Annotated in this window: 27 protein-coding genes; 20 read left to right on the forward strand and 7 right to left on the reverse strand. The window is 65.6% G+C overall.

The features are described from left to right. Nucleotides 1-104 precede the first annotated feature (104 nt). Both K225_RS0102800 and K225_RS0102805 read right to left on the reverse strand, forming a co-directional pair. On the reverse strand, nucleotides 105-863 hold the full coding sequence (locus K225_RS0102800; protein ID WP_026434993.1) for a TSUP family transporter: 759 nt from the start codon (nucleotides 861-863) through the stop codon (nucleotides 105-107). 395 nt (nucleotides 864-1,258) lie between these two features. Next, complete coding sequence (locus K225_RS0102805; protein ID WP_026434994.1) at nucleotides 1,259-2,935, reverse strand: GMC family oxidoreductase; 1,677 nt, start codon at nucleotides 2,933-2,935, stop codon at nucleotides 1,259-1,261. A 280-nt stretch (nucleotides 2,936-3,215) separates the two neighbouring features. Between K225_RS0102805 and K225_RS0102810 the strand changes: the two genes are divergently transcribed. From K225_RS0102810 to K225_RS0102840, 7 genes are all read left to right on the forward strand, one after another. Further along, nucleotides 3,216-4,337, forward strand: coding sequence for an ABC transporter permease (locus tag K225_RS0102810; RefSeq protein WP_026434995.1), 1,122 nt, complete (start codon nucleotides 3,216-3,218; stop codon nucleotides 4,335-4,337). Nucleotides 4,338-4,340: 3 nt separating this feature from the next. Next, nucleotides 4,341-5,162 carry an ABC transporter ATP-binding protein gene (locus tag K225_RS0102815; RefSeq protein WP_026434996.1) on the forward strand — a complete coding sequence of 274 codons (822 nt, stop codon included), beginning with the start codon at nucleotides 4,341-4,343 and terminating at the stop codon, nucleotides 5,160-5,162. Beyond that, nucleotides 5,162-6,139, forward strand: a complete 978-nt coding sequence (locus K225_RS0102820; protein ID WP_026434997.1) for an MlaD family protein — start codon at nucleotides 5,162-5,164, stop codon at nucleotides 6,137-6,139. The genes K225_RS0102815 and K225_RS0102820 overlap by 1 nt, the downstream gene beginning before the upstream one ends. Before the next feature lie 11 nt (nucleotides 6,140-6,150). Beyond that, nucleotides 6,151-6,819, forward strand: a complete 669-nt coding sequence (locus tag K225_RS0102825; protein ID WP_051248630.1) for an ABC-type transport auxiliary lipoprotein family protein — start codon at nucleotides 6,151-6,153, stop codon at nucleotides 6,817-6,819. 245 nt (nucleotides 6,820-7,064) lie between these two features. Beyond that, nucleotides 7,065-7,283, forward strand: coding sequence for a CsbD family protein (locus K225_RS0102830; RefSeq protein WP_026434999.1), 219 nt, complete (start codon nucleotides 7,065-7,067; stop codon nucleotides 7,281-7,283). Nucleotides 7,284-7,380: 97 nt separating this feature from the next. Then, nucleotides 7,381-7,959 carry a hypothetical protein gene (locus tag K225_RS0102835; protein WP_026435000.1) on the forward strand — a complete coding sequence of 193 codons (579 nt, stop codon included), beginning with the start codon at nucleotides 7,381-7,383 and terminating at the stop codon, nucleotides 7,957-7,959. Nucleotides 7,960-8,133: 174 nt separating this feature from the next. Then, entirely contained in the window at nucleotides 8,134-8,649 is a 516-nt protein-coding gene (locus tag K225_RS0102840) for a hemerythrin domain-containing protein (protein ID WP_026435001.1), read from the forward strand. Nucleotides 8,650-8,779: 130 nt separating this feature from the next. On the opposite strand, the gene K225_RS0102845 is transcribed toward K225_RS0102840, so the two are convergent. Then, nucleotides 8,780-9,538 (reverse strand): alpha/beta fold hydrolase, encoded by a 759-nt coding sequence (locus tag K225_RS0102845; RefSeq protein ID WP_026435002.1) that lies wholly within the window; start codon nucleotides 9,536-9,538, stop codon nucleotides 8,780-8,782. A 2-nt stretch (nucleotides 9,539-9,540) separates the two neighbouring features. Beyond that, entirely contained in the window at nucleotides 9,541-10,554 is a 1,014-nt protein-coding gene (locus K225_RS0102850) for a M14 family zinc carboxypeptidase (RefSeq protein WP_026435003.1), read from the reverse strand. 165 nt (nucleotides 10,555-10,719) lie between these two features. Between K225_RS0102850 and K225_RS22695 the strand changes: the two genes are divergently transcribed. Genes K225_RS22695 through K225_RS0102865 form a run of 3 tightly spaced genes read left to right on the forward strand, consistent with a single transcriptional unit; the run spans nucleotide 10,720 to nucleotide 11,648 of the window. Continuing rightward, nucleotides 10,720-10,854: a hypothetical protein gene (locus K225_RS22695; protein ID WP_255346452.1), complete on the forward strand. Its 135-nt coding sequence runs from the start codon at nucleotides 10,720-10,722 to the stop codon at nucleotides 10,852-10,854. A 4-nt stretch (nucleotides 10,855-10,858) separates the two neighbouring features. Further along, a complete protein-coding gene (locus K225_RS22700) occupies nucleotides 10,859-10,987 on the forward strand; it encodes a hypothetical protein (RefSeq protein ID WP_255346453.1) in 129 nt (42 codons plus the stop codon). Between the two features lie 10 nt (nucleotides 10,988-10,997). Then, nucleotides 10,998-11,648, forward strand: coding sequence for a hemolysin III family protein (locus tag K225_RS0102865; RefSeq protein ID WP_026435004.1), 651 nt, complete (start codon nucleotides 10,998-11,000; stop codon nucleotides 11,646-11,648). Between the two features lies 1 nt (nucleotide 11,649). Here the strand turns inward: K225_RS0102865 and K225_RS0102870 are convergent, their stop codons facing one another. Then, nucleotides 11,650-12,285 carry a MarC family protein gene (locus tag K225_RS0102870; RefSeq protein ID WP_026435005.1) on the reverse strand — a complete coding sequence of 212 codons (636 nt, stop codon included), beginning with the start codon at nucleotides 12,283-12,285 and terminating at the stop codon, nucleotides 11,650-11,652. A 194-nt stretch (nucleotides 12,286-12,479) separates the two neighbouring features. Here K225_RS0102870 and K225_RS0102875 point away from each other — a divergent pair, with 194 nt between their 5' ends. Beyond that, nucleotides 12,480-13,169: a dienelactone hydrolase family protein gene (locus K225_RS0102875; protein WP_026435006.1), complete on the forward strand. Its 690-nt coding sequence runs from the start codon at nucleotides 12,480-12,482 to the stop codon at nucleotides 13,167-13,169. 36 nt (nucleotides 13,170-13,205) lie between these two features. Here K225_RS0102875 and K225_RS0102880 read toward each other — a convergent pair whose 3' ends face one another. Next, a complete protein-coding gene (locus K225_RS0102880) occupies nucleotides 13,206-14,336 on the reverse strand; it encodes a magnesium transporter CorA family protein (protein WP_081679585.1) in 1,131 nt (376 codons plus the stop codon). A gap of 60 nt (nucleotides 14,337-14,396) precedes the next feature. Continuing rightward, a complete protein-coding gene (gene hemB / locus K225_RS0102885; RefSeq protein ID WP_026435008.1) occupies nucleotides 14,397-15,404 on the reverse strand; it encodes a porphobilinogen synthase in 1,008 nt (335 codons plus the stop codon). A gap of 188 nt (nucleotides 15,405-15,592) precedes the next feature. On the opposite strand from hemB, the gene K225_RS0102890 reads away from it, so the two are divergent. The 9 genes from K225_RS0102890 to K225_RS0102930 form a co-directional block, all read left to right on the forward strand. After that, nucleotides 15,593-16,021 carry a CopD family protein gene (locus tag K225_RS0102890; RefSeq protein WP_026435009.1) on the forward strand — a complete coding sequence of 143 codons (429 nt, stop codon included), beginning with the start codon at nucleotides 15,593-15,595 and terminating at the stop codon, nucleotides 16,019-16,021. Between the two features lie 18 nt (nucleotides 16,022-16,039). Further along, nucleotides 16,040-17,137, forward strand: coding sequence for a VanZ family protein (locus K225_RS0102895; protein ID WP_026435010.1), 1,098 nt, complete (start codon nucleotides 16,040-16,042; stop codon nucleotides 17,135-17,137). A gap of 9 nt (nucleotides 17,138-17,146) precedes the next feature. After that, nucleotides 17,147-17,506, forward strand: a complete 360-nt coding sequence (locus K225_RS0102900; protein ID WP_026435011.1) for a ferredoxin — start codon at nucleotides 17,147-17,149, stop codon at nucleotides 17,504-17,506. Nucleotides 17,507-17,589: 83 nt separating this feature from the next. Continuing rightward, nucleotides 17,590-18,231: an alpha/beta hydrolase gene (locus tag K225_RS0102905; protein WP_026435012.1), complete on the forward strand. Its 642-nt coding sequence runs from the start codon at nucleotides 17,590-17,592 to the stop codon at nucleotides 18,229-18,231. Nucleotides 18,232-18,324: 93 nt separating this feature from the next. Continuing rightward, nucleotides 18,325-19,494, forward strand: coding sequence for a D-alanyl-D-alanine carboxypeptidase family protein (locus K225_RS0102910; protein ID WP_026435013.1), 1,170 nt, complete (start codon nucleotides 18,325-18,327; stop codon nucleotides 19,492-19,494). 280 nt (nucleotides 19,495-19,774) lie between these two features. Then, on the forward strand, nucleotides 19,775-20,152 hold the full coding sequence (rpsL, locus tag K225_RS0102915) for a 30S ribosomal protein S12 (protein ID WP_024813771.1): 378 nt from the start codon (nucleotides 19,775-19,777) through the stop codon (nucleotides 20,150-20,152). Between the two features lie 165 nt (nucleotides 20,153-20,317). Then, nucleotides 20,318-20,791 carry a 30S ribosomal protein S7 gene (rpsG, locus tag K225_RS0102920; RefSeq protein WP_005798541.1) on the forward strand — a complete coding sequence of 158 codons (474 nt, stop codon included), beginning with the start codon at nucleotides 20,318-20,320 and terminating at the stop codon, nucleotides 20,789-20,791. Nucleotides 20,792-20,939: 148 nt separating this feature from the next. Then, nucleotides 20,940-23,042, forward strand: coding sequence for an elongation factor G (gene fusA, locus K225_RS0102925; RefSeq protein ID WP_026435014.1), 2,103 nt, complete (start codon nucleotides 20,940-20,942; stop codon nucleotides 23,040-23,042). 213 nt (nucleotides 23,043-23,255) lie between these two features. Beyond that, the coding region (locus K225_RS0102930) for a GTP-binding protein (protein ID WP_026435015.1) at nucleotides 23,256-23,866 on the forward strand (611 nt) is incomplete at its 3' end.

Consider the following 23,866-nt stretch of genomic DNA (forward strand, 5'->3'; position numbering starts at 1 on the left):
AACTGACGCAATCGATTATAGAGGGCAGTCCATGCGGCACCGCCTGTTTCCGCCAGCCCCTGGATCGCTGGCTGGGTGGCCTGTGGGGCGGGTGGTGGATCGGTTCAGCGCAGAAAGGCGTCGTAGCCGGTCTTGAGGATCAGCGCGCCCACCACCACGATGAAAATGCCGCGCACAAAGCCGGTGCCGTGCTTGAGCGCCAGGTGCGTGCCGAGCAGGCTGCCCACAACGTTGGCAATGGCCAGCGTCACGGCAAAGTGCCACCACACATGGCCCTTGGCGGCAAACAGTGCAATGGCAGCAATGTTGGTGGCGCAATTGAGCAGCTTGGCGGATGCAGAGGCGTTGAGGAAATCGTAGCCTAGCAGGCGTACGAACAGGAAGACGAAAAAACTGCCGGTGCCGGGGCCGAAGAATCCGTCGTAGAAACCGATGAGCCCGCCGATCAGGCAGGCCACCAGTGCTTCGGCCCGCCCCTCATGGCGGGGCCTGTGGTGCTGGCCCAGCTCCTTCTTGGCCAGTGTGTAGGCCAGCACGCCCAGCAGCACGAGTGGCAGCAACTTGCGCAGAAAGTCTGCGGACATCACCGTGACCGCCCAGGCGCCGGCGAACGCTCCCATGAAGCCGGCGGCTGCAGCAGGCAGCATGGCCGGCCAGCGGATCTGCACACGCCGGCTGTACTGCCAGGTAGCCATGGCGGTTCCCCATACCGATGCCGCCTTGTTGGTGCCCAGCAGCGTGGCCGGTGGCGCGCCGGGAAAGGCCGCAAACAGCGCTGGCACCATCACCAGTCCCCCACCGCCCACAATCGCATCCACAAAGCCTGCGAGCAGCGAGGCCAGGGTGATAAAAATCCATTCCATCGACGGATTTTCGCACCTTGTTTGCTATCAATTTGGTGAGATTCGGGGCAATCGACGGGGTGGCTTGCACGACAAACGGGCAAGAAAAAGGCGCTGGGATCACCAGCGCCTGAAAAAAGAATGCACCTCGTTGGGTGCTTGGAATTGGATTGTTGGTAGAAATGTCTCCTCGGGCCCCTCGCTTGGCACACCGAAGCGCGCTTTCGAGTGGCATGACTTTAACGGCTGCCCCTCGGTGGTGCATTGGGGATTTCCCACCCCTGTTGCCGTGCGTCCAGCGTTGTGGTTGCCCGGCGTCGGGCCAGGCCGGCTGGCATGGCCTGTGAAAGTGTTCGTAACAATTTGCGAAGGGGCGCGTCTATGTGGGCGTCCATGCTCCGGCAGCTGGCTGTCGATTACGCCGTCTTGCGCGCCTGCAGGATCCACTCGGCCGCCTTCTCGGCCAGCATCAGCGTGGGCGAGTTGGTGTTGCCGCTGGTGATGGTGGGCATGGCGCCCGCATCCACCACCCGCAACCCGGCGATGCCGCGCACGCGCAGCTGGGAGTCCAGCACGGCCATCGGGTCATCGTCGCGCCCCATCTTGGTGGTCCCCACAGGGTGGAAGATGGTGGTGGCGATGTCTCCGGCCAGGCGGGCCAGGTCTTCGTCACTTTCAAACTGCACGCCGGGTTTCCATTCCTCGGGCCGGTATTTGGCCAGCGCGGGCTGGGCCACGATGCGGCGTGTGACGCGCAGGCTGTCGGCGGCCACCTGGCGGTCTTCGGCGGTGCTCAGGTAGTTGGGCGCGATGGCCGGTGCGGCCTTGAAGTCGGCGCTCTTGATGTTCACCGTCCCGCGGCTGGTGGGGTTGAGGTTGCACACGCTGGCCGTGAAGGCCGGAAAGCTGTGCAGCGGATCGCCAAACGCGTCGAGCGACAGCGGCTGCACGTGGTACTCGATGTTGGGCCAGGGCTGGTCGGCACTGCTGCGCGTGAAGGCGCCCAGCTGCGAGGGCGCCATGCTCATGGGGCCGCTGCGCTTGAGCGCATATTCGAGCCCGATCTTGGCCTTGCCCAGCAGCGAGGTGGCCATGGTGTTGAGCGTCTGCACACCCTGCACCTTGAACACCGCACGGATCTGCAGATGGTCCTGCAGGTTGGCGCCCACGCCGGGCAGGTCGTGCGCCACCTCGATGCCATGCTGGCGCAGCAGCGCGGCCGGGCCGATGCCCGACAGCTGCAGCAGCTGGGGCGAATTCACCGCGCCGGCGCTCAGGATGACCTCTTGTGTGGCGCGGGCCGTGACCATTTCGTGGCCGTCCCACACCTGCACGCCGGTGCAGCGCTGGCTGCCGTCGGGCTGCGTCTCGATGAGGAGCTTGGAAGCCTGCGCGGCGGTCCACATCTCAAAGTTGGGGCGGCCATAGCAGGTGGGGCGCAAAAAGGCCTTGGCGGTGTTCCAGCGCCAGCCATTCTTCTGGTTGACCTCGAAATAGCCCACGCCTTCGTTGGTGCCGCCATTGAAATCATCGGTGGCCGGAATGCCTGCCTGCTGCGCCGCCTGGGCGAAGGCATCGAGCACGTCCCAGCGCAGGCGCTGCTTTTCCACGCGCCACTCGCCCTGGCTGCCCGTGGCCTTGTTGCCATGCAGGCGCTTGAAATTTTCGTTCACGCCGTCCGGCTGGTCCAGGCGCCAATGGTCCTCGTGGCGGCGAAAGTAGGGCAGTGCGTTGTCCCAGCGCCAACTCGCGTCGCCCGTCAGTTCGGCCCAGTGGTCGTAGTCACGGGCCTGGCCGCGCATGTAGATCATGCCGTTGATGCTGCTGCAGCCGCCCAGCGTCTTGCCGCGCGGGTAGCGCAGGGTGCGGCCGTTCAGGCCGGCATCGGGCTCGGTGTGGTAAAGCCAGTCGGTGCGCGGGTTGCCGATGCAGTACAGGTAGCCCACGGGGATATGGATCCAGTGGTAGTCGTCCTTGCGACCGGCCTCGATGAGCAGCACGCGGTTGCGGCCGTCCGCGCTCAGGCGGTTGCAGAGGAGGGCGCCGGCCGTTCCGCCGCCGATGATGATGTAGTCAAACGTGGTGTCGCTCATGGAATGAAAGCTGGCTGCAGCGTCGCGCGGAAGAAAAAAGGGGCTGAGAGGCTGGGTGCCATTGTGCGGTGGGCCGGCCCGCTGTCGAGGGGGGAAATGCGGATTGCTACGCTATTTGTAGCTAATGGTGCTTGTTGATATTGCGCCGGAAGTCAATTTGATAATAATTGCATGCACGGGGCCGGCGGCTGTGCTTGCGTGTGCAGTCCGGTCCTGGCGCGCTCCGCCGGCGCCGCGCCCCTGATTTTGTCCAACCATGGCGGCCCGTGCCGCCCCCTCCATGAGCGACCTTTCGCCCCACATCGTCCGTGTCGAATCGCCCCAGGGACCCCAGGCGCAGCTGCTGGGGCGCTGGGGTGCGGCCGAGCTGGGCCAGCGCGCCCACTGGCGGGTGCTGGCGGCGCAGTTGCGCGCGCATGCCGCGCCCGCGGGGGGCTGGGATCTGCGCAAGCTGCAGTGGCTGGACCATGTGGGCGCGCAATTGCTCTGGAACCACTGGGGCCAGCAGTGGCCCGAGCGCGTGCTGCTGAGCGAACCCCAGCGCGCCATGCTCGAACGCGTGGCGGGCCTGACGGTGGCGCCGCCGCCGCCAGAGCCCTGGCGCCTGTCCGAGCAGGTCGATCACCTCGGTGTGCTGGTGCTGCACGGCGTGGACCACGCCAGGCACCTGGTGCAACTGGTGGGCCAGCTGTCGCTCGACCTGGTGCGGCTGGCGCGGGCCCCGCACCGTGGGCCCTGGCGCGACATGTCGGGCCATGTGTACCGCATGGGTGCCACGGCGCTGCCCATCACGGCGCTGGTGGGTTTTCTGATTGGCGTGGTGCTGGCCTACCTGATGAGCCTGCAGCTGCGCCAGTTCGGGGCCGAGTCGTTCATCGTCAACATTCTGGGCATTTCGCTGATCCGCGAGCTCGGACCCATGCTGGCGGCCATCCTGGTGGCGGGCCGGTCGGGTTCTGCCATCACGGCGCAGATCGGTGTGATGCGCGTGACCGAAGAACTCGATGCCATGCGCGTGATGGGCATTCCCCACGGCTTTCGCCTGGTGTTGCCGCGCACGCTGGCGCTGGCGCTGGCCATGCCGCTGATCAGCGTCTGGACCACGCTGGCGGCGCTGGCCGGCGGCATGCTGGCGGCCGATGTCGCCATGGGCATTTCGCCAGCCTACTTTACCCAGGCGCTGCCTGCGGCGGTGAAGATTGGCAACCTCGGACTGGCGATGGCCAAGTCGGTGGTTTTTGGCGCCCTGATTGCCCTGATCGGTTGCCACTGGGGCCTGCGCGTCAAGCCCAACACGCAGAGCCTGGGCGAGGGCACCACGGCCTCGGTGGTCACCTCCATCACCATGGTCATCATCGTGGACGCGTTGTTTGCCGTGGCGTTCAAGAACCTCGGTATCTGACCCATGACTGCCCCATCCCCCCAGCCAGATTCTGCCGAACCGGTGGTGGACATCTCCGGGTTGTGTACCGTCTTCGGCAAGGGTGACGCGGCCTTCACCGTGCACCAGGACCTGCAGCTGTCGGTGCAGCGCGGCGAGATCCTGGCCCTGGTGGGTGGCTCGGGCACGGGCAAGACCGTGCTGCTGCGCCAGATGCTGGGCCTGGCCCGGCCCACGCGCGGGCGCGTCACGGTGCTGGGCCAGCCGGCCTCGGAAATGGGCCGCGAAGGCGCCGCCAGCCGGGTGGGCATGCTGTTCCAGCACGGCGCGCTGTTTTCGGCCTTCAATGTGCTCGACAACGTGGCCTTTGCGCTGCGCGAACAGGGCACCCTGCCGCCGGATGTGGTGCGTGACGCGGCGCTGGTCAAGCTGCAGATGGTGGGCCTGAAGCCCGAGCACGCCACCCGCATGCCGGCCGATCTGTCGGGCGGCATGGTCAAGCGCGTGGCGCTGGCGCGGGCGCTCATCATGGACCCCCCGCTGCTGCTGCTCGATGAGCCGACGGCGGGGCTGGATCCCAGCGCCTCGGACGATTTCGTGGACCTGCTGCGCGAGCTGCACGCGGCGCTGTGCCTGACCGTGGTGATGGTCACGCACGACCTTGATACGCTGTTTGCCCTGAGCACCCGTGTGGCCGTGCTGGCCGACAAGAAAGTGATCGTCACCGGCGCACCCGCCGAGGTGGCGCACTACCCTCATCCGTTCATCGAACACTTTTTTCTGGGTGAACGCGGCCAGCGCGCCATGGCGCCTGTGCGCACCGCCGTCACTGCCAAGGAATCCTGATGGAAAACAAATCCCACGCACTCGCCGCCGGAGTATTCGTGCTGGTGGTGGCCGCCATGCTGGCGGGCCTGGCCATCTGGCTCACCCGCGACAACACCAGTTACCAGCAATTCGAACTGACCAGCAAGGACGGCGTCACCGGCCTGCAGCCCCAGGCCGCCGTGCGCTACAAGGGCGTGGCGGTGGGCAAGGTCACGCGCATCGGCTTCGATCCGCAGCTGCCGGGCAATGTGCTGATCCGCATCGCGGTCAACGACCAGGCCCCCATCACTCCCAGCACCTTCGCCGTGCTGGGCTACCAGGGGGTCACCGGCCTGGCCCATGTGCAGCTCGATGATGAAGGTGTGGCGCAGCCGGTCGAGCCCCCCGGCCCGAGTGGCCTGCCCCGGCTGCCGCTGCGCAGCTCGCCCCTGTCGCGCCTGGCAGAGCAAGGCCCCGCCATCCTGGGTCAGGTGGAGGAAGCCACGCAGCGCATCAACCAGCTGCTGGGGGACGACAACCAGAAACGGTTCAGCACGGTGCTCGACAGCATGGGACAGGCGGCCAGCAGCGTGGCGGCCCTGAGCCAGCGGCTGGACACCACCGTGAAAGAGCGCCTGGACCCCACCCTGGCGGCTTTGCCGCCGCTGGCGGGCGACGCACGCCAGACCCTGCAGGCCTTGCAGCAGGCCGGCACCCAGGTGTCCACGCTGGCCGCCGACATCGGTCAGACCACCAAGCGCCTGAGCGCCGACGGTGGCGCCCTGGACCAGCTCACCCAGGGCACCCAGGCCCTGGCGCGGGTGGCCGACCAGTTTGGCAACAGCACCCTGCCACGCATCAACCGCGCTGCAGACGACACTTCGCGTGCGGCGCGCCAGTTCGGGCGCACGGCCGGGGGAGTCAACGAAAACCCGCAGGTTTTCATTTACGGCCCGGGCCGCGCCGGTGCTGGCCCGGGTGAGCCCGGTTTCGAGGCGCCCGCGGTCCAACCCTGATGCCATTCGCCATGAAAACTACCAAAACCATAGCTACCAGCGTTTGTGAAAAAAGCGTTGCAGCCGTACTTGCTGCTGCTTTTCTGGCGGGATGCTCGGCCTTGCCTTCACCGCCGTCACGCCCCGTGCACTACGACTTTGGCCCGGGCGCCATGGCACCCGTGCCCGCCGACCGGCGCGCGCCCCTGCCGCCCCTGGCGCTGGCCGATCTGGAGGCACCGGGCCTGGTCGAAGGCAGCACCGCCGTGCTGTACCGCCTGGCCTACGCCGACGCCCGGCAGCTGCGCCCCTACCGCCAGGCCCGCTGGAGCCAGCCGCCCGCGCAACTGGTGCAGCAGCGCCTGCGCGATCAGCTGGGCCAGCGCCGCGCCGTGCTCACGGCCGAGAGCGGTGCGGCCCAGGCGCGCTCCGCTGGGAAGCTGCCCACCGTGTTGCGGGTGGAGCTGGAGGAGTTCAGCCAGGTCTTCACCAGCGCCACCGAAAGCGCCGGTCTGGTGCGCCTGCGTGCCACGCTGGCAGAACCCGCTGCGACTGGTGAAACGCTGCTGGGTCAGCGCGTGTTCATCGTGCAGCGACCGGCCACCAGCGCGGATGCCGCCGGCGGCACGCGGGCCCTGGTAGAAGCCACCGACCAGCTGGCCCAGGAACTGGTGCAGTGGCTGGAGCAGCTGGGGCGCTGATCAGCCCCTGAACCGGGTGTGCCCCCGGGGAGAGGGCGGCGCTGTGTGGGGTGTGGCGCCGTCCGTGCAAAGCTGCAACCCGCGTCCTTGCCTGCCATGTCCGTAGGCCTGCGCTGACGCGTGTTTCGCGGCGTGGCCTACGCGGTGCGACGGGCATCGTTTCTACAGTGGACTCCATCGCATCACGCAGATGTTCCACGCATTCCGGGTGGATGGCAGAGGCGAAATTTCCGAGGAAGCGCACCATGAACGAAGACACCCTTCAAGGCAACTGGAAGCAGTTCAAAGGCCAGCTGGTCGAACAGTGGGGCAAGCTCACCGATGACGATTTCGATGTGATCGCAGGCCGTCGCGATCAGTTGCTGGGCAAGCTGCAGGAACGCCATGGCATCGCCCGCGATGTGGCGGAAAAGCAGCTCAAGGAATGGCAGGGACGCCATCCTGAATTCCGCTTCAGGGACTGACGCTTCTTGCGCACCAGCCCCCAAAACCGTTGAACCACTTTTGTCTGCGCACAGGTGCCGCGGCAACTGCGCAGCAGACTACCCTGAGGACCAAGCCATGAAAATCGCACGCACCCTGATTGCCACCATCACCGCCGGCCTGCTGGCCACGAGCGCCTTCGCAATGACCCAGCCGGAGTACAAGGCGGCGAAGGACACCATCTCGGCCGAATACAAGGCCAGCAAAGACAAGTGCAATGCCCTGACGGGCAATGCCAAGGACATTTGTGCCAAGGAAGCCAAGGGCCACGAAGACGTTGCCATGGCCGAACTGGATGCCAGGTACAAGCCCAGCGCCAAGGCGGAGTACAAGGCCCGCGTGGCCCGTGCCGACGCCGACTACGCCGTCGCCAAGGAAAAATGCGACGACCTCAGCGGCAACGCCAAGGACGTCTGCATGAAGGACGCCAAGGCCGCCCATGTGACCGCCAAGGAAAACGCCAAGGTGAGCGAAGCGCGGGCCCAGCCCGCCGACACACCCGCCGCCAAGGGTGCTGCCGTGGCCGAGGCGCGCAAGGACGCCGCCGCCGAGAAGAACGAGGCCAACTACAAGGCCGCCAAAGAGCGTTGCGACACCCTGCAGGGCGATGTGAAGTCCAAATGCGTGGACGACGCCAAGCGCATGTACGGCCAATGAACGGCAGCAGGGAACATCCTGGTGGATGCCCCCTGCTGCCGATGCCCCATGAGCCCCGCCCTGCGCGGGGTTTTTGCATGCGGGTGGCCATGCGCTGCGCACATGACTTGCGTCAATACTCCGGTCAACCTCCCCCCCTAAGCTGGCGCCTTTTTTGGACGCAAGGAAGCAAAGATGGCTGCACTGCAATGGTCGGAGGCGCTGGCGCTGGACCTGCCGCTCATGGATGACACCCACCGCGAGTTTGTCGATCTGCTGGCGGCGGTGGAAGCCGCCGACGACGCCACCCTGGTAGCCAGGTGGCAGGCACTGGTGGAGCACACCGAGCAGCATTTCGGCCAGGAGGATGCCTGGATGGCTTCCACCGGCTTTGCCTCGGGCAACTGCCATGCCCTGCAGCACAAGGTGGTGTTGCAGGTCATGCGCGACGGTGCCGCGCGTGCGGCGGACAAGGGCGAGCTGCATGTGGTGCGTGCCATGGCGGCCGAGCTGGCGCTGTGGTTTCCCCAGCATGCGCAGAGCATGGACGCCGCCCTGGCCCTGCATCTGCGCCGGGTGGGCTTTGATGCGACCACGGGGGTGGTGCATGCGCCCGATGCGCTGCCAGATGGCTTGCTCCATGGCTGCGGCGGCGCGAGCTGCTCGGACGAGGGCACTGCGCCCGCCGCTGTGGCCGCAGCCGTGGCCTGAACGGCGGCGGCAGGGGGCCGGGGCTGCTGCCGGGTGCTGCTGATGTTTGCTTTGTTCTTGATCGCTAATAGCGCTTGATGGATGAGCGCTTTCTGTGCTTTTGTATCGATTCCCGTTCGACCCGCCCGGGTTATGGGGCTGTGGCCGCGCGCCATTGCTGCACCTGTTCTATCACCCACTGGGGCGCATCCAGCGGCAGATCGTGCCCCGCATCGGCATGCAGGGCCAGGGCGCAGTGCCAGCCACGGGCAATGGCTTGCGAACAGCGGCTGTCCACCAGCTGGTCGTTCTGGCTGGCCAGCAGCAGGATGCGGGGGGTGGGGGGCAAGGCGGGCGCGCGGTAGCGGGCCGCCGCCGCCAGCTGGCGCAGGGCGTTGGCGGCCGACACCGGGCGCAGGGTGCGGGCGGCCACCCAGTCGCGGATGACGGCGCTGCGCGGGTCGGGCGCGTTGCTCGTCAGCCGCCACACCGTGCGTTCGATGGCGTCGGCCGATCGGGGAAGCAGCGCCAGGCCCAGCAAGGCCGCATAGTTGCGGGGGCGCAGCCGGTGAAAAAAGGGGCTGAACGGGCGAAAGCTGGTGTTCACCAGCACGCAGCCGCTGACTTCTTGCGGCGCTGTGCGGGCCCATTCGGTGGCCACCATCGCGCCCAGCGACATCGCAAACAAATGCAACGGCGGGTGCACCCCTTGCCTAGCCAGTTCGGCGCGGCAGGCCGCCACCATGCCCTGCACGGTGGCCGGGCTTTGCTGTGCATGGAACAGGCCGTTGCCCGGCAGGTCGATCGACACGACGCGGGCCCCGGGCCATGCGCTCTGGAAATCGTCAGCAAACCGCCCCCAGTGGGCGGTTTCGCGGGTCAGTCCGCGCAGCAGAACCCAGGTGTCCATGTTCAATACCACTCGGCCAGCGCGTTGGCGCGGCGTTGCGCGTAATGTTCGGCTCCGGGCACCCACCGCTGGTGGCTGCAGGCCGCGCGCGACAGAAAATCGAGCAACGCCAGATGCCGGCGCAGCACCCGCTGCTGGCGGTGGTCGATCAGCGGATTGAAGATGCCCAGGCGCGAGAACAGCTGGCGCGGGTTCTTCTTGATCCAGATCCACGAGCCCATTTCCAGCGTCAGCGGCAGGAAGATGCGCCCCGCTTGCTCGCAGGACTGCAGGTACAGGTAGTCCCACAGGTCACCATGGGCCAGGTACTGCGTGCTCTGGGGTTCGATGATGTACTGGTGGTTGCTGTGGGCCTGCAGGAAGATGTCCTTCAGTGCATGCAGCTCGTTCAGGTGCGCAATGGGCTTGCGGGTGTGGGCAAACGGAAACCACAGGCGGTCGCGCACCCCGAAGCCCGAATGGCAGTCCAGCGCAATGCTGAAGGGGCGGGGCAGCAGCTCGGCGCCCACCACCTCGCACAAGGCCTGGCTTTCGACTTCCATGGGTGCGCCCGGGTGACCACGGTACCAGGGCAGGCCGGCGCTCAGCCGCTGCCCACCCATCAGAAAAGGCACGCGGTCCAGGGCCTGCACCGGCGCATTGCGCATCAGGTCCACCCCGTTCGGGTTGGCGCGGGTGGCCGCCCACATGCCGCCGGGGTTGACGATGGGCATGAACACCAGGCGCACCTGCTCGAGCTGCTGGTGCAGCGTGGTGTCCCAGCGCAGCCGCATGGCGATGTTCTGCAGGTAGGCCAGCACCACCTCGGCGCCGATGCGTTCCAGGCCATGCACTCCCCCAAAAAAACCCACGGCAGGGACGTGCGGGCTGGTGTTGCCAATGCCGATCGAATAGATGGGAAAGCGCTGGCCCGATGCCACGCTGACCTCGCGCACCACGCGCACCTGCAGGTCGGGGCCGCCCTGCTCGATGATCTTTTCCAGGGCCAGCAGTTCGGGCAGAACGTTTTCGGGCACGGTGGTGGAGGGCGGTGTGGCAGGGGGAGGACGCCGCAGCATACCGCTCGCTTGGCCTGCCGTGTGAATCCAGAGGGTGGGTGTGGCAAATGTGCCGACGGACGCCAAACTGTCACACAGCGCAGGTAACTTGCAGCAGCCAACCACCTCTTTCAAAGGCCTCGCATGCTGTGGAAACTGCTCGGATTGCAGAGACTCTTCGATGACCTGTTCGACGAACGCTGGCGTTGGCTGGACTTGCCGGGCAACGACTGTTTCTCTTATGAAGAATTCACCACCCCATCGCCCGCACAGGATTGACGCCTTGCGCTGGCTGATGCTGTGCGGCCTGGTGGGCTGCGGCATGGCGTGGGGCGTGGTGGAGCTTTTTGCCTTGCAGCGGGCGCGCTACCACGCCTGGCGCGATCGCCAGCAGACCGCGCTGCCGCACTAGGTGCGCGGCGATGGGCCGGTCTCTCCTCACGGGCTGCGCCGGGCGTGCGCAAAGCCGGGGCGAGGAAACCGCCAATGCGGCCAGCCACGCCGTGGCGTTGATTGCCGCCCTGGGTGCCGGTGGCTGGCTGGTGTCGCGGGGGCGCAGCCTGAGCGCCGAGGGCTTTGCCGGTATCTGCGTTTTTGTGGCGACGATGGTGTGGCTGTACTTGGCGTCCACCGTGTACCACGCCTTGCCGGATGGACGGGCCAAGCGTGTTTTCCTGCGGCTGGACCACGGTGCGGTGTTCCTGTTCATTGCGGGCAGCTACACGGCTTTTGCGTCGGGGCATCTGGGGGAACCTGGGGGCCGCTTCATTCTGGTCCTGGTGTGGCTGGTGGCTGTTGCAGGCACGGCGCTCAAGGCCATGGGCCGGCTGTCATCGCCCTGGTTGTCCACGGGCGGGTATCTCGCCATGGGGTGGCTGGTGCTGCTGGCGGCAGTGCCCATCCTGGAGCGTGCGTCGGGGGCTGGGGCGCAATGGCTGGTGGCCGGGGGCTGCTCCTATACCCTGGGTGTGGTCTTTTTTGTACTGGACGCCCGCATCCGCTACGCCCATGCGGTATGGCATGGCTTCGTTGCGGCGGGCACCGCGTGCCACACCTGGGCGGTGCTTGGTTGAGCTACCGCGCCCCGAGAATGGGGAACAGCTTGCCCAGGCCGTCGGCCATCACCTCCACGGCCAGGGCCGCCAGGATCAGGCCCATCAGCCGGGTCATCACGTTGATGCCCGTCTTGCCCAGCACGCGGGCAATCGGATCGGCGAGCGAAAAGCACAGGGCCGTGGCCAGCCCGATCACCACGCCGTAGCCCACCAGCGCCGCGTGCTGCCAGAAGGTCTGCGCACGATCGGCATAGATCACCACGGTGGACATGCTGGCCGGGCCGGTGAGCAGGGGGATGGTGAGCGGCACCACGGCAATGCTGCTGCCCGCCGCCGCTTTCTCGGCGCCTTGCTCCAGGTCATGCGTGTGGGGCTTGGCCTCGGCCGGCTGGGCGTTGAGCATGTTCATGGCGCTGATCAGCAGCAGCATGCCGCCGCCCACCTGAAAGCTCTGCAGCGAGATATTGAAGAACTCCAGGATCTGCAGGCCCAGCAGTGCGCAGGCGGCAATCACGCAAAACGACGCCAGGGCCGCTGTGCGGATGGTGCGCCGGCGCTGTTCGCTCGAAAACCCCTGGGTGTAGTGGATGAAAAACGGCACGATGGCCAGCGGGTTCACGATGGCCAGCAAGGTGATGAGGGGTTTCAGATCCATCGGCGGTTTCCTGAATGGCGCAAAGCGGTGGCGGTGGTGGTGCGGTTGGTGCAGGCGGTGTTGCACTTGGTCCAAAACCGGTCTCCTGCAAGAATGCAGTGCATTACAGCATCCCGGCACGGGGCCGGAATGCTTTGGTGGGCGGCGGTGGTGCCTTTGTGCCACAGCCCTTTTTCTTCTCAAGGAGCAATTGCATGGGCCAGTTTGTCAATCTGACGTCGCAGGATGGTTTTGTGGTGCCCGCCTGGGTGGCACAGCCCGATGGGGCACCGCGCGGTGCCATCGTGGTGCTGCAGGAGATCTTCGGGGTCAATTCGCACATCCGGGCCGTGGCCGACCGCTTCGCGGCGCGTGGCTACCTGGCGGTGGCGCCCGCCACCTTCGCGCGCGTGCAGCCGCAGGTGGACCTGGGCTACAGCGAAGCCGACATGGGCGTGGGCTTTGGCTACAAGACGGCGGTGGATGCACTGCCCGGCGACGGCGTCATGCCCGACATCCAGGCCGCCATCGACTACGCCGCCCAGCAAGGTGGCGGCAAGGTGGGCATCGTGGGTTTTTGCTGGGGTGGCCTGCTGGCCTGGCGTGCGGCCTGCAGCCTCCGGGGCCTGGCCGCGGCGGTGTGCTACTACGGCGGCGGCATGACCGCGCCCGACGAGGCGGCGCGCCAGCCCCAGGTGCCGGTGCTGGCGCATTTTGGCCAGCGCGACCACTGGATTCCGGTGGACAGCGTGCAGGCCTTTGCAGGCGCGCACCCCGAAGTGCAGGTGCATGTGTACGAAGCCGACCATGGCTTCAACTGCGACCAGCGCGGCTCGTATGACGAAGCCTCGGCCCTGGTTGCACGCGACCGCACGCTGGCTTTTTTTGCCCAGCACGTCGGGTAGGCCGGCGTCTTCCAGAGGGCGCGGGCGTGGCGCCGGTCACTGTCCGCTGGTGCGCGCCAGGTAGCGCTTGCGCCAGAACAGCGCCACCAGCGCCACGGCAATGAACGCCATCGAGCCCATGGCCCACCAGAAGCCGTCGGCCTTGTGCACCAGCGGAATGAATTCGAAGTTCATGCCGAAGATGCCTGCGATCAGGTTCAGCGGCAGGAACACCGCGGTCAGCGCGGTGAGCGTGCGCATGATGTCGTTGGTGCGGTTGCTCTGCACCGAAAAGTGCATCTGCACGGCGGTTTCGGTGCTCTGCTCCAGCCGGCGCACATGGTGCACCACGCGTTCGATGTGTTCGAGCAGGTCGCGGCTGCGCACCTTGAGCAGGTCCAGGTCGCGCTGGCCGGCGCTGCTTTCGGGGACGGCCCAGGTTTCCAGGGCGTCGATCCAGTTCTGCACGGCGGTGCGCTGGTCTTCGCAGATGTCGTCAAGCTGGTGCAGCGAGAGGCGCGCTTCGAGCAGCGAGTTCCAGTTCACATAGCGCGACCGGGGCTTGAGCAGCTCGGTCTGCCAGTGGTCGAGCTGGCGCGTGAGTTCGCGGCGCAGGTCCAGGTAGCCGTCCACCATCAGGTTGGCCACGCGCAGCATCAGGTCGGCGGGGCTGGCGGGGCGACGCGCGCCGGGCACCGCACTGCTGCGGCCTTCGCCAGCCGGGGCCGGAGCGTCGGCCAGCAGGCGTGCGGCATAGGCGTCGCGTACGGCGCAGTCGGTCGGGTGCACGGTCAGGAGCAGTTGGTCAAACACCGCGAAGCCCACCGGACTGGTGTCGATGCGCCGCAGCACGGGTGGCCCGCTGCGCTTGAGCGGGCTGGGTGCTGGCGTGGCGCCGGGCTCTTGCGGGGCCGCGCCGTTTTGCGTGGCGAGCCGGCGGAACACCAGCAGGTCGTACTGCGCGGTGTAGTCGTAGTGCGAGGGCAGTTGCGTGTTGAGCAGGTCGGAGACATGCAGGTCCACCAGCTGTAGCCCCGCCAGGGCCTGCAGGCTGGCCTGGATCTCGGCCAGCCGCGCCTGGAATGCCGGGCGTGCGCAGGCCATCCAGACAAAGCCCTGGGCGGGCATCTGCGCCGGCAGCCCGGCCAGTTCCTGCACGCCGCCGTTGTGGATGTGGAAGATGCGCAGGGCACCAGGTTCTGAGGTCAACAGTGCCTCCAGCGCTTGCTGTGCGAGCGCAAGTAGCGATTATTTTTGAAGAGCCCTTGCCGCATCGCGTGCAAAGTAGGTCAGCACACCGTCGGCGCCTGCGCGCTTGAAGGCCAGCAGGCTTTCCATCATCACGGCATCGTGGTCAAGCCAGCCGTTGGCGGCGGCGGCCTTGATCATGGCGTATTCGCCGCTGACCTGGTAGGCGAAGGTGGGCACGCGGAACTCGTCCTTCACGCGGCGCACGATATCGAGGTAGGGCATGCCGGGCTTGACCATCACCATGTCGGCGCCCTCGGCGATGTCCAGCGCCACTTCGCGCAGCGCCTCGTCGCTGTTGCCCGGGTCCATCTGGTAGACGAACTTGTTGCTCTTGCCCAGCGCACCGCGCGTGCCCACGGCATCGCGGAAGGGGCCGTAGAAGGCGCTGGCGTATTTGGCGCTGTAGGCCATGATGCGGGTGTGGATGTGGCCCTGCACCTCGAAGGCTTCGCGGATGGCGCCGATGCGCCCGTCCATCATGTCGCTGGGCGCCACGATGTCCACGCCGGCTTCGGCATGGGTGAGGGCCTGGCCGGTGAGGATTTCCACCGTGTCGTCGTTGATGATGTAGCCGGTGTCGTCGAGCACGCCATCCTGGCCGTGGCTGGTGTAGGGGTCGAGCGCCACGTCGGTCATCACGCCCAGGTCGGGAAACTCTTTCTTCAGGGCGCGGACCACGCGCGGGATCAGGCCATCCGGGTTCAGCGCCTCTTTGCCGTCGGGCGTCTTGAGGGCGGGGGCGATGGCCGGAAACAGCGCCAGCACGGGGATGCCGAGCTTCACGCAGTCTTCGGCCACCGGCAGCAGCAGGTCCAGGCTCAGGCGGTCCACGCCGGGCATGGAGGGCACGGCCTCGCGCTGGTTTTGGCCCTCGTGCACGAACACGGGGTAGATCAGGTCGTGGGGCGTGACGGCATGCTCGCGCACCAGGTTGCGGGTGAAGGCGTCACGGCGCAGGCGGCGTGGGCGGCTTTGCGGGAAGGGGGTGGGGCTGGAGAGGTGCATGAAAGTGATTATGAAGCTCCCTGAGTCGCCTTCGATGCCTTCCCCCCGAGGGTACGATGCCAGGGGCCCGGCAAAGCCGGTTCCCCGGCGCCTGCTGGCTGGAGCGGCGCTTGTGCACAGACCGCGCCCTGGAGTGCGGTCATGAACCAGGGACGGCCGTCGAAGCCGCCGGCCCTTAAACTGCAGCCATGCTCTGGATCAAAGCCCTTCACATTGTCTTCGTGGCCAGCTGGTTTGCTGGCCTGTTCTACCTGCCGCGCATCTTCGTCAATCTGGCGATGGTGGCGCCCGGCTCGGTGGCCGAGCGCGAGCGCCTGGTGCTGATGGCGCGCAAGCTGCTGCGCTTCACCACCATCTTGGCCGTGCCTGCCGTGGCGCTGGGCCTGTGGCTCTGGCTGGGCTATGGCATCGGACGCGGTCCGGGCAATGGCTGGATGCACGCCAAGCTGGCTGTGGTGCTGCTGGTCATCGGTTACCACCACGCCTGCGCCGTGCTGCTGCGCAAGCTCATCGCCGAAACCAGCCGCAAGAGCCATGTCTGGTTCCGCTGGTTCAATGAAGTGCCCGTGCTGCTGCTGCTGATGGCCGTGGTGCTGGTGGTGGTCAAGCCGTTCTGACACACGGAGCCTGCGCCGGTGCACAAGACCTCTGCCTGGCCACTGGCGCTGATCCATGCAGCGCTGATTGTCTTTGCCAGCCTGTTCCCGTTTGATGGCTGGCGCGATCAGGGGATTGATCCCTGGGTGTTCCTGTCGGCACCGTTGCCGCCGCCGTACTGGACGGGGTTCGATGTCGCCATCAACATGGCGGGTTATGCCCCCCTTGGTTTTTTGCTGGTGCTGGCGCTGCTGCGTTCGGGCCGCGAGCGCGGGGCGGTGCTGCTGGCCACGCTGGCGGGTTCGCTGCTGTCGCTGCTGATGGAGTATCTGCAGATCTACCTGCCCCGGCGCGTGCCTTCCAACCTGGACCTGTTGCTCAACGCCATAGGGACGCTGGCGGGGGCGTTCACGGCGGCGCTGCTGGAGCGCTGGGGGGCCATCGACCGCTGGAGCGATTTCCGTGCCCGCTGGTTCGTGCGCGATGCGCGCGGTGCGCTGGTGCTGCTGGCGTTGTGGCCCGCGGCCCTGCTGTTTCCGGCAGCCGTGCCTTTTGGCCTGGGCCAGGTGCTGGAGCGGCTGGAACAGGGCCTCGAAGAGCTGCTGGCCGACACGCCCTTCCTTGAATGGCTGCCGGTGCGCGATGCGCCGCTGGAGCCCCTGTCTCCCGGCGGCGAGCTGTTGTGCGTCACGCTGGGGCTGCTGATCCCGTGTCTGCTGGGCTATTGCGTCATCCGCCATGTGGGGCGCCGCGTCCTGTTTGCCATCGCCGTGGCGGTGGTGGGGATAGCGGTCACGGCCCTGTCGGCGGCGCTGAGCTGGGGGCCAGCGCATGCCTGGAGCTGGCTGGAACTGCCCACGCGCGTCGGGGTGGGGGCGGCGCTGGGGCTGGCGGCGCTGCTGCTGGCCTTGCCGCGGCGCGCCAGCGCGGCGGTGTTGCTGCTGGCGCTGGCCTGGCATCTGGGGCTGCTCAACCAGGCCCCCGCCAGTGCCTATTTTGCCCATACGCTGCAAACCTGGGAGCAGGGGCGCTTCATCCGCTTTTTTGGCCTGGGCCAGTGGCTGGGCTGGCTGTGGCCCTATGTCGCACTGGCCTATGTGCTCATTCGGGTGTCGCGCCGGGAGCCGAAAAACTAGAATGACCCGATGAGCGACACCCCCTCCACCCCCGCCGCAGCGACCGGCTATTTCGCCCGCCACATCTTCTTTTGCCTGAACGACCGGGCCAACGGCGAGAACAGCTGTGCCCACCATGGCGCCCAGGAGGCCTTCGACCGGTGCAAGGCGCAGGTCAAGGCGGCAGGCTTGGCGGGCCCCGGCAAGGTGCGGGTGAACAAGGCAGGCTGCATGGACCGCTGCGCCGCCGGCCCCGTGGCCGTGGTGTACCCCGAGGGCACCTGGTATTCCTATGTGGACGCCAGCGATGTCGACGAAATCGTGGAGTCGCACCTGAAAAACGGCCAGATCGTCGAACGCCTGCTCACGCCGCCGGAACTTGGGCGCTGAGCGCCGCTCTGCCATTTTTTGGGTGTTTTTGCATCTGGTGCTTATATGGCAAGCGCTTGATGCTATTGAATGGGTAGCAATTTGTGAATGCACAAACCGAACGCCTGGCGTTGAACGGCGCTGCCGGCGCCATCGAGGCGGCGCGCGATGCGGCCTCCCCGCACGACGGCGCGGCCCCGCGCGGTGTGGCCGTCATTGCCCATCCCCATCCGCTGTTTGGCGGCACCATGGACAACAAGGTGGTACAGACCCTGGCACGCGCGTTCACCCAATGCGGCTGGACCACGGTGCGCTTCAACTTCCGGGGCGTGGGCGCCAGTGCCGGCGCCCACGACGAAGGGCGTGGCGAGCTGCAGGACCTGCTGGCCGTGGTGCGGCAGGTGGCACCCGAGGGGCCGATTGCGCTGGCCGGTTTCTCGTTTGGCGCCTTCGTCACCAGCCACGCCCTGGCCGCCCTGTGGGGCGAGCGCGAGGTCGCGCAGGCGGTGCTGGTTGGCACCGCCGCAAGCCGCTTCACGGTGGCGCCCGTTCCCCCCGAGGCCCATCTGCGTACGCTGGTGCTCCATGGCGAACGCGATGACACCGTGCCGCTGTCGGCCGTGCTCGACTGGGCGCGACCGCAGATACTGCCTGTCACAGTCGTTCCCGGTGGCGGTCATTTCTTTCACGGACAATTGACGCTTTTGAAGAATCTGGTGGTCCGCCACCTGCAATCGGGCGCCTGAGAGGCACGACCCGAACCGGCCCCGGCCGGTCACCGCCCTCCCTCCTGTCTTTTCTCAACCCTTTTCCGAGCCTTTCCAGCCCCTTGTTGCCCCATGAAACGAATCCTGTCCGCGTTGCGATCCCTGGCCGTCCTTGCTGTGCTTGCCCCTGCCGCCTTCGGCGTCCACGCCCAGGCGCCCCAGCCTCCCGAGATCGCCGCGCGCACCTACCTGCTGGTGGATGTGACGGCCAACCAGGTGCTGGCGGCCAAAGACATCGATGCGCCGGTGGAGCAGGCCTCGCTCACCAAGCTCATGACGGGCTACCTGGTCTTTGACGCCTTGCGCGCCAAGAAGATCACGCTGGAGCAGAAGCTGCCCGTGAGCGTGCGGGCCTGGAAGATGCCCGGTTCGCGCATGTTCATCGACCCCAAGATGCAGGTGCCGGTGGACGATCTGCTCAAGGGCATGATCGTGCAGTCGGGCAATGACGCCACCGTGGCCCTGGCCGAAGGCGTGGGTGGCACGGTCGAGAATTTCGTCAAGCTCATGAACGACCAGGCCCAGGCCCTGGGCATGAAGGGCACGGCCTACAAGAACCCCGAGGGGCTGACGGAACCCGGCCACACCACCACGGCGCGGGATCTGGCCACCCTGGCCACCCGGCTCATGAAGGACTTCCCGGAGTACATGCACTATTACGCCACCAAGCAGTACAGCTACCCCGGCACCCCCGCCTCCAATGGCAACAACCGCAATGCGCTGCTGTTCCGCGACCCCACCGTGGACGGCCTCAAGACCGGGCACACCGCAGCCGCCGGCTACTGCCTGGTGGCCACTTCCAAGCGCGAGTTTCCGAATGTGGGCCAGCGGCGTTTGCTGTCCATCGTGCTGGGTGCCGCCAGCGAGAACGCCCGCGCCAACGAGAGCCAGAAGCTGCTGAACTGGGGCTATACCGCCTTTGATGCCGTCAAGCTGTTCGATGCCGGCCAGCCTGTGGCCACGCCCGCCGTGTGGAAAGGCACGGCCAGCACCATCCGGATCGGTCGCTCCGAGGCCATCGTCGTGGCGGTGCCCTCGGGCAGCGCCGGCAAGGTCACGACGCAGATCGTGCGCCAGGACCCGCTGGTGGCGCCCTTCACCAAGGGCCAGGCGATTGGTTCGCTCAAGGTGGTGCTGGGTGAGCAACCGTTGGTCGAGGTGCCGCTGGTGGCGCTGGACGGCGTCGAGCAGGCTGGCATCCTGGGCCGCGCCTGGGACGCCATCCGGTTGTGGATTAAATAAGGAGCAGCCCCCTGAGGTGCTGTGCGCCTTCCCCCTCTCGCGCGCTGCGCGCGGGAAGGGGAGCGCAGCCGGTGGACGGGGTGATCCTTGCATGGCTCGCGGCGTGGGTTGCGCCGGTGTCGAGGGCCGGCCGCCTGGTGCGGGTGCCCCACATTCCGGCGCTAATCGCAAGCCGCTTGCCCATTTGAAGTCAAGCTGATACATTAGAAGGCTTTTCGGAATTTCCGAAGGGATTCACGTTTTCGCTTTCACGAAGCATTTCACGTTTAGGGACGTATTCATGCCAACCATTAACCAGCTCGTGCGTCAGGGGCGTCAGGTCGAAACGACCAACTCCAAAAGCCCCGCGATGCAAAACTCTCCACAGCGCCGTGGCGTGTGCACCCGTGTGTACACCACGACGCCAAAGAAGCCTAACTCCGCTCTGCGCAAGGTCGCCAAGGTCCGCCTGACCAACGGTTTCGAAGTCATTTCCTACATCGGCGGCGAAGGCCACAACCTGCAGGAACACAGCGTCGTGCTGGTTCGCGGCGGTCGTGTCAAGGACTTGCCCGGTGTGCGTTACCACATCGTGCGCGGTTCGCTCGACTTGCAGGGCGTGAAAGACCGCAAGCAGTCGCGCTCCAAGTACGGTGCGAAGAAGCCAAAGGCCAAATAAGCCTGCGGTTGATCCAGATAAAAGGTGCTGTTTCCCGCGTGGCGCGGTGATGCAGCGTAGTGACCCCAAGCGCAAATGTCTTGCGTGGGTCGAGTAAGTGGGAGTCCTAAATGGCTCTCGCGGTGTCTGAAAAGATGCCAACTGAAGCAAAGATAGAGGTAAAAAATGCCACGTCGTCGCGAAGTCCCCAAACGTGAAATCCTGCCGGATCCCAAGTTCGGCAATGTAGAGCTGTCCAAATTCATGAACGTGATCATGGAAGGCGGCAAAAAGGCGGTTGCAGAACGCATCATTTACGGTGCTCTGGAGCTGATCGAGAAGAAGCACCCCGACAAGGACCCTCTGGAAGCCTTCACCGTTGCCATCAACAACGTGAAGCCCATGGTGGAAGTGAAGTCCCGTCGCGTGGGCGGTGCCAACTACCAGGTGCCTGTGGAAGTGCGTCCTGTCCGTCGCCTGGCCCTGTCGATGCGCTGGATCAAGGAAGCCGCCCGCAAGCGCGGCGAGAAATCGATGGCCCAACGTCTGGCCAACGAACTGCTGGAGGCCACCGAAGGCCGTGGCGGCGCCATGAAGAAGCGTGACGAAGTGCACCGCATGGCCGAAGCCAACAAGGCATTCAGCCACTTCCGCTTCTAAAAGGCGGATTTGCCCTGATAGAGGCCCAAGGCTGCTGGCGTTTTGTCTGCAGCCTTGTGTCGATTTCAGGCAGTCACAAAATTGACGGGCTTTCTTGCCAGTATGGCTGCCCGACACCCTCTCCAATACGACCCATCAAGGATCCACCATGGCTCGCAATACCCCCATCGAGCGCTACCGCAATATCGGTATCTCGGCCCACATTGACGCTGGCAAGACCACGACCACCGAACGTATCCTGTTCTACACGGGCGTGAGCCACAAGATTGGTGAAGTGCACGATGGTGCCGCCACCATGGACTGGATGGAGCAAGAGCAAGAGCGTGGCATCACGATCACCTCGGCTGCCACGACCTGCTTCTGGAAGGGGATGGACAACACCTACCCCGAGCACCGCTTCAACATCATCGACACCCCCGGCCACGTGGACTTCACGATCGAAGTGGAGCGTTCCATGCGCGTGCTCGACGGCGCCTGCATGGTCTATTGCGCCGTGGGTGGCGTGCAGCCCCAGTCGGAAACCGTCTGGCGCCAGGCCAACAAGTACAAGGTGCCCCGTCTGGCCTTTGTGAACAAGATGGACCGCACCGGTGCCAATTTCTTCAAGGTCTACGACCAGATGAAGCTGCGCCTGAAGGCCAACCCCGTGCCCGTTGTGATCCCCATTGGCGCCGAAGAAAAATTCACCGGCGTGGTGGATCTGCTCAAGATGAAGGCCATCATCTGGGACGAAGCCTCCCAGGGTATGAAGTTCAGCTACGAAGACATTCCTGCCGATCTGTTGGAGTCCGCCAAGGAGTGGCGCGAAAAGATGGTGGAAGCGGCTGCCGAAGCCTCCGAAGAGCTGATGAACAAATACCTGGAAGAGGGTGACCTCTCCGAAGCTGAAATCAAGCAAGGCCTGCGCACGCGCACGATCGCTACGGAAATCCATCCGATGCTGTGTGGTACCGCGTTCAAGAACAAGGGTGTGCAGCGCATGCTGGATGCCGTGATCGACTACCTGCCTGCGCCGACGGATATTCCTGACGTGACGGGCACCGACGAAGACGAGAACCCGGTTACCCGCAAGGCGGATGACGGCGAGAAGTTCTCCGCTCTCGCATTCAAGCTGATGACCGACCCGTTCGTGGGCCAGCTGACCTTCGTGCGTGTGTACTCGGGCGTGCTGACCAAGGGCGACACCGTCTATAACCCCATCAAGGGCAAGAAAGAGCGTATCGGCCGTATCGTGCAGATGCACGCCAACGAGCGTCAGGAAGTGGAAGAAATCCGCGCGGGCGACATTGCTGCCTGCGTGGGCCTGAAGGAAGTGACCACCGGCGAAACCCTGTGCGACGTGAACTCCCAGATCATCTTGGAGCGCATGGTATTCCCCGAGCCTGTGATCTCGCAGGCGGTGGAACCCAAGACCAAGGCCGACCAGGAAAAGATGGGCATCGCCCTGCAGCGCCTGGCAGCCGAAGATCCATCGTTCCGCGTGCGTACCGATGAAGAGTCGGGCCAGACCATCATCTCCGGCATGGGCGAACTGCACCTCGAAATCATCGTGGACCGCATGAAGCGCGAGTTCGGCGTGGAAGCCAACGTCGGCAAGCCCCAGGTGGCCTACCGTGAAACCATCCGCAAGACGGTGGAAGAGGCCGAAGGCAAGTTCGTGCGCCAGTCGGGCGGTAAGGGCCAGTACGGTCACGTCGTGCTCAAGATCGAACCCAACGAAGCCGGCAAGGGCATCGAATTCGTCGACGCGATCAAGGGTGGCGTGGTTCCCCGCGAATTCATCCCGGCCGTGGAAAAGGGCATCAACGAAGCCGTCACGCAGGGCGTGCTGGCGGGCTACCCCGTGGTGGACGTCAAGGTCACGCTGCACTTCGGTTCGTACCACGACGTGGACTCGAACGAACTGGCGTTCAAGATGGCTGCCATCTTCGGTTTCAAGGAAGGTTGCCGCAAGGCCAACCCCGTGATCCTGGAGCCCATGATGGCCGTGGAAGTGGAAACGCCCGAAGACTACGCCGGCAACGTGATGGGCGATCTGTCCAGCCGTCGCGGCATGGTGCAAGGCATGGAAGACATTCCTGGCGGCGGCAAGGCCATCAAGGCCGAAGTGCCTCTGTCGGAAATGTTCGGCTACTCGACCACGCTGCGCTCCGCAACGCAAGGCCGCGCCACGTACTCGATGGAATTCAAGCACTACAGCGAAGCACCGCGCAACGTGTCGGAAGCCATCATGGCTGCGCGCGCCAAATAAGTCCCTGGGGACGGACCGGTTCTGCCGCTCTGTCCCCTCTGGCTGAATCGGGCTCTGGCGCTTGTTCCATAGGCGCTGGTAGCTGTTGATTGAATAGCAAATCATTTTTGCAATCTGCGATCCGGTGCCGCCCCGTTGCCTGTGCAGGGCGAACCAGCAACCGGATGCAGACGTTAAACCACTACACAGGCATCGCTCTTTGGAGAACTGAAAATGGCAAAAGGTAAGTTTGAACGCACCAAGCCCCACGTCAACGTGGGCACGATCGGTCACGTGGACCATGGCAAGACGACGCTGACGGCGGCCATCGCCACGGTGCTGTCGGCCAAGTTTGGCGGCGAAGCCAAGGCCTACGACCAGATCGACGCGGCACCTGAAGAAAAGGCCCGCGGCATCACGATCAACACCGCCCACGTGGAATACGAGACGGCCAACCGCCACTATGCCCACGTGGACTGCCCCGGCCACGCCGACTACGTGAAGAACATGATCACCGGCGCAGCCCAGATGGACGGCGCCATTTTGGTGTGCTCGGCCGCTGACGGCCCCATGCCCCAGACCCGCGAACACATCCTGCTGGCCCGCCAGGTGGGCGTGCCCTACATCATCGTGTTCCTGAACAAGTGCGACATGGTGGACGACGAAGAGCTGCTCGAACTCGTCGAAATGGAAGTGCGCGAACTCCTCGACAAGTACAACTTCCCTGGCGACGACACCCCGATCATCCGCGGTTCCGCCAAGCTCGCCCTGGAAGGCGACAAGGGCAAGCTGGGTGAAGAAGCCATCATGAAGCTGGCCGAAGCCCTGGACACCTACATCCCCAC

Source organism: Acidovorax sp. JHL-9 (genome assembly GCF_000426205.1).
GTDB lineage: Bacteria > Pseudomonadota > Gammaproteobacteria > Burkholderiales > Burkholderiaceae_C > Acidovorax > Acidovorax soli.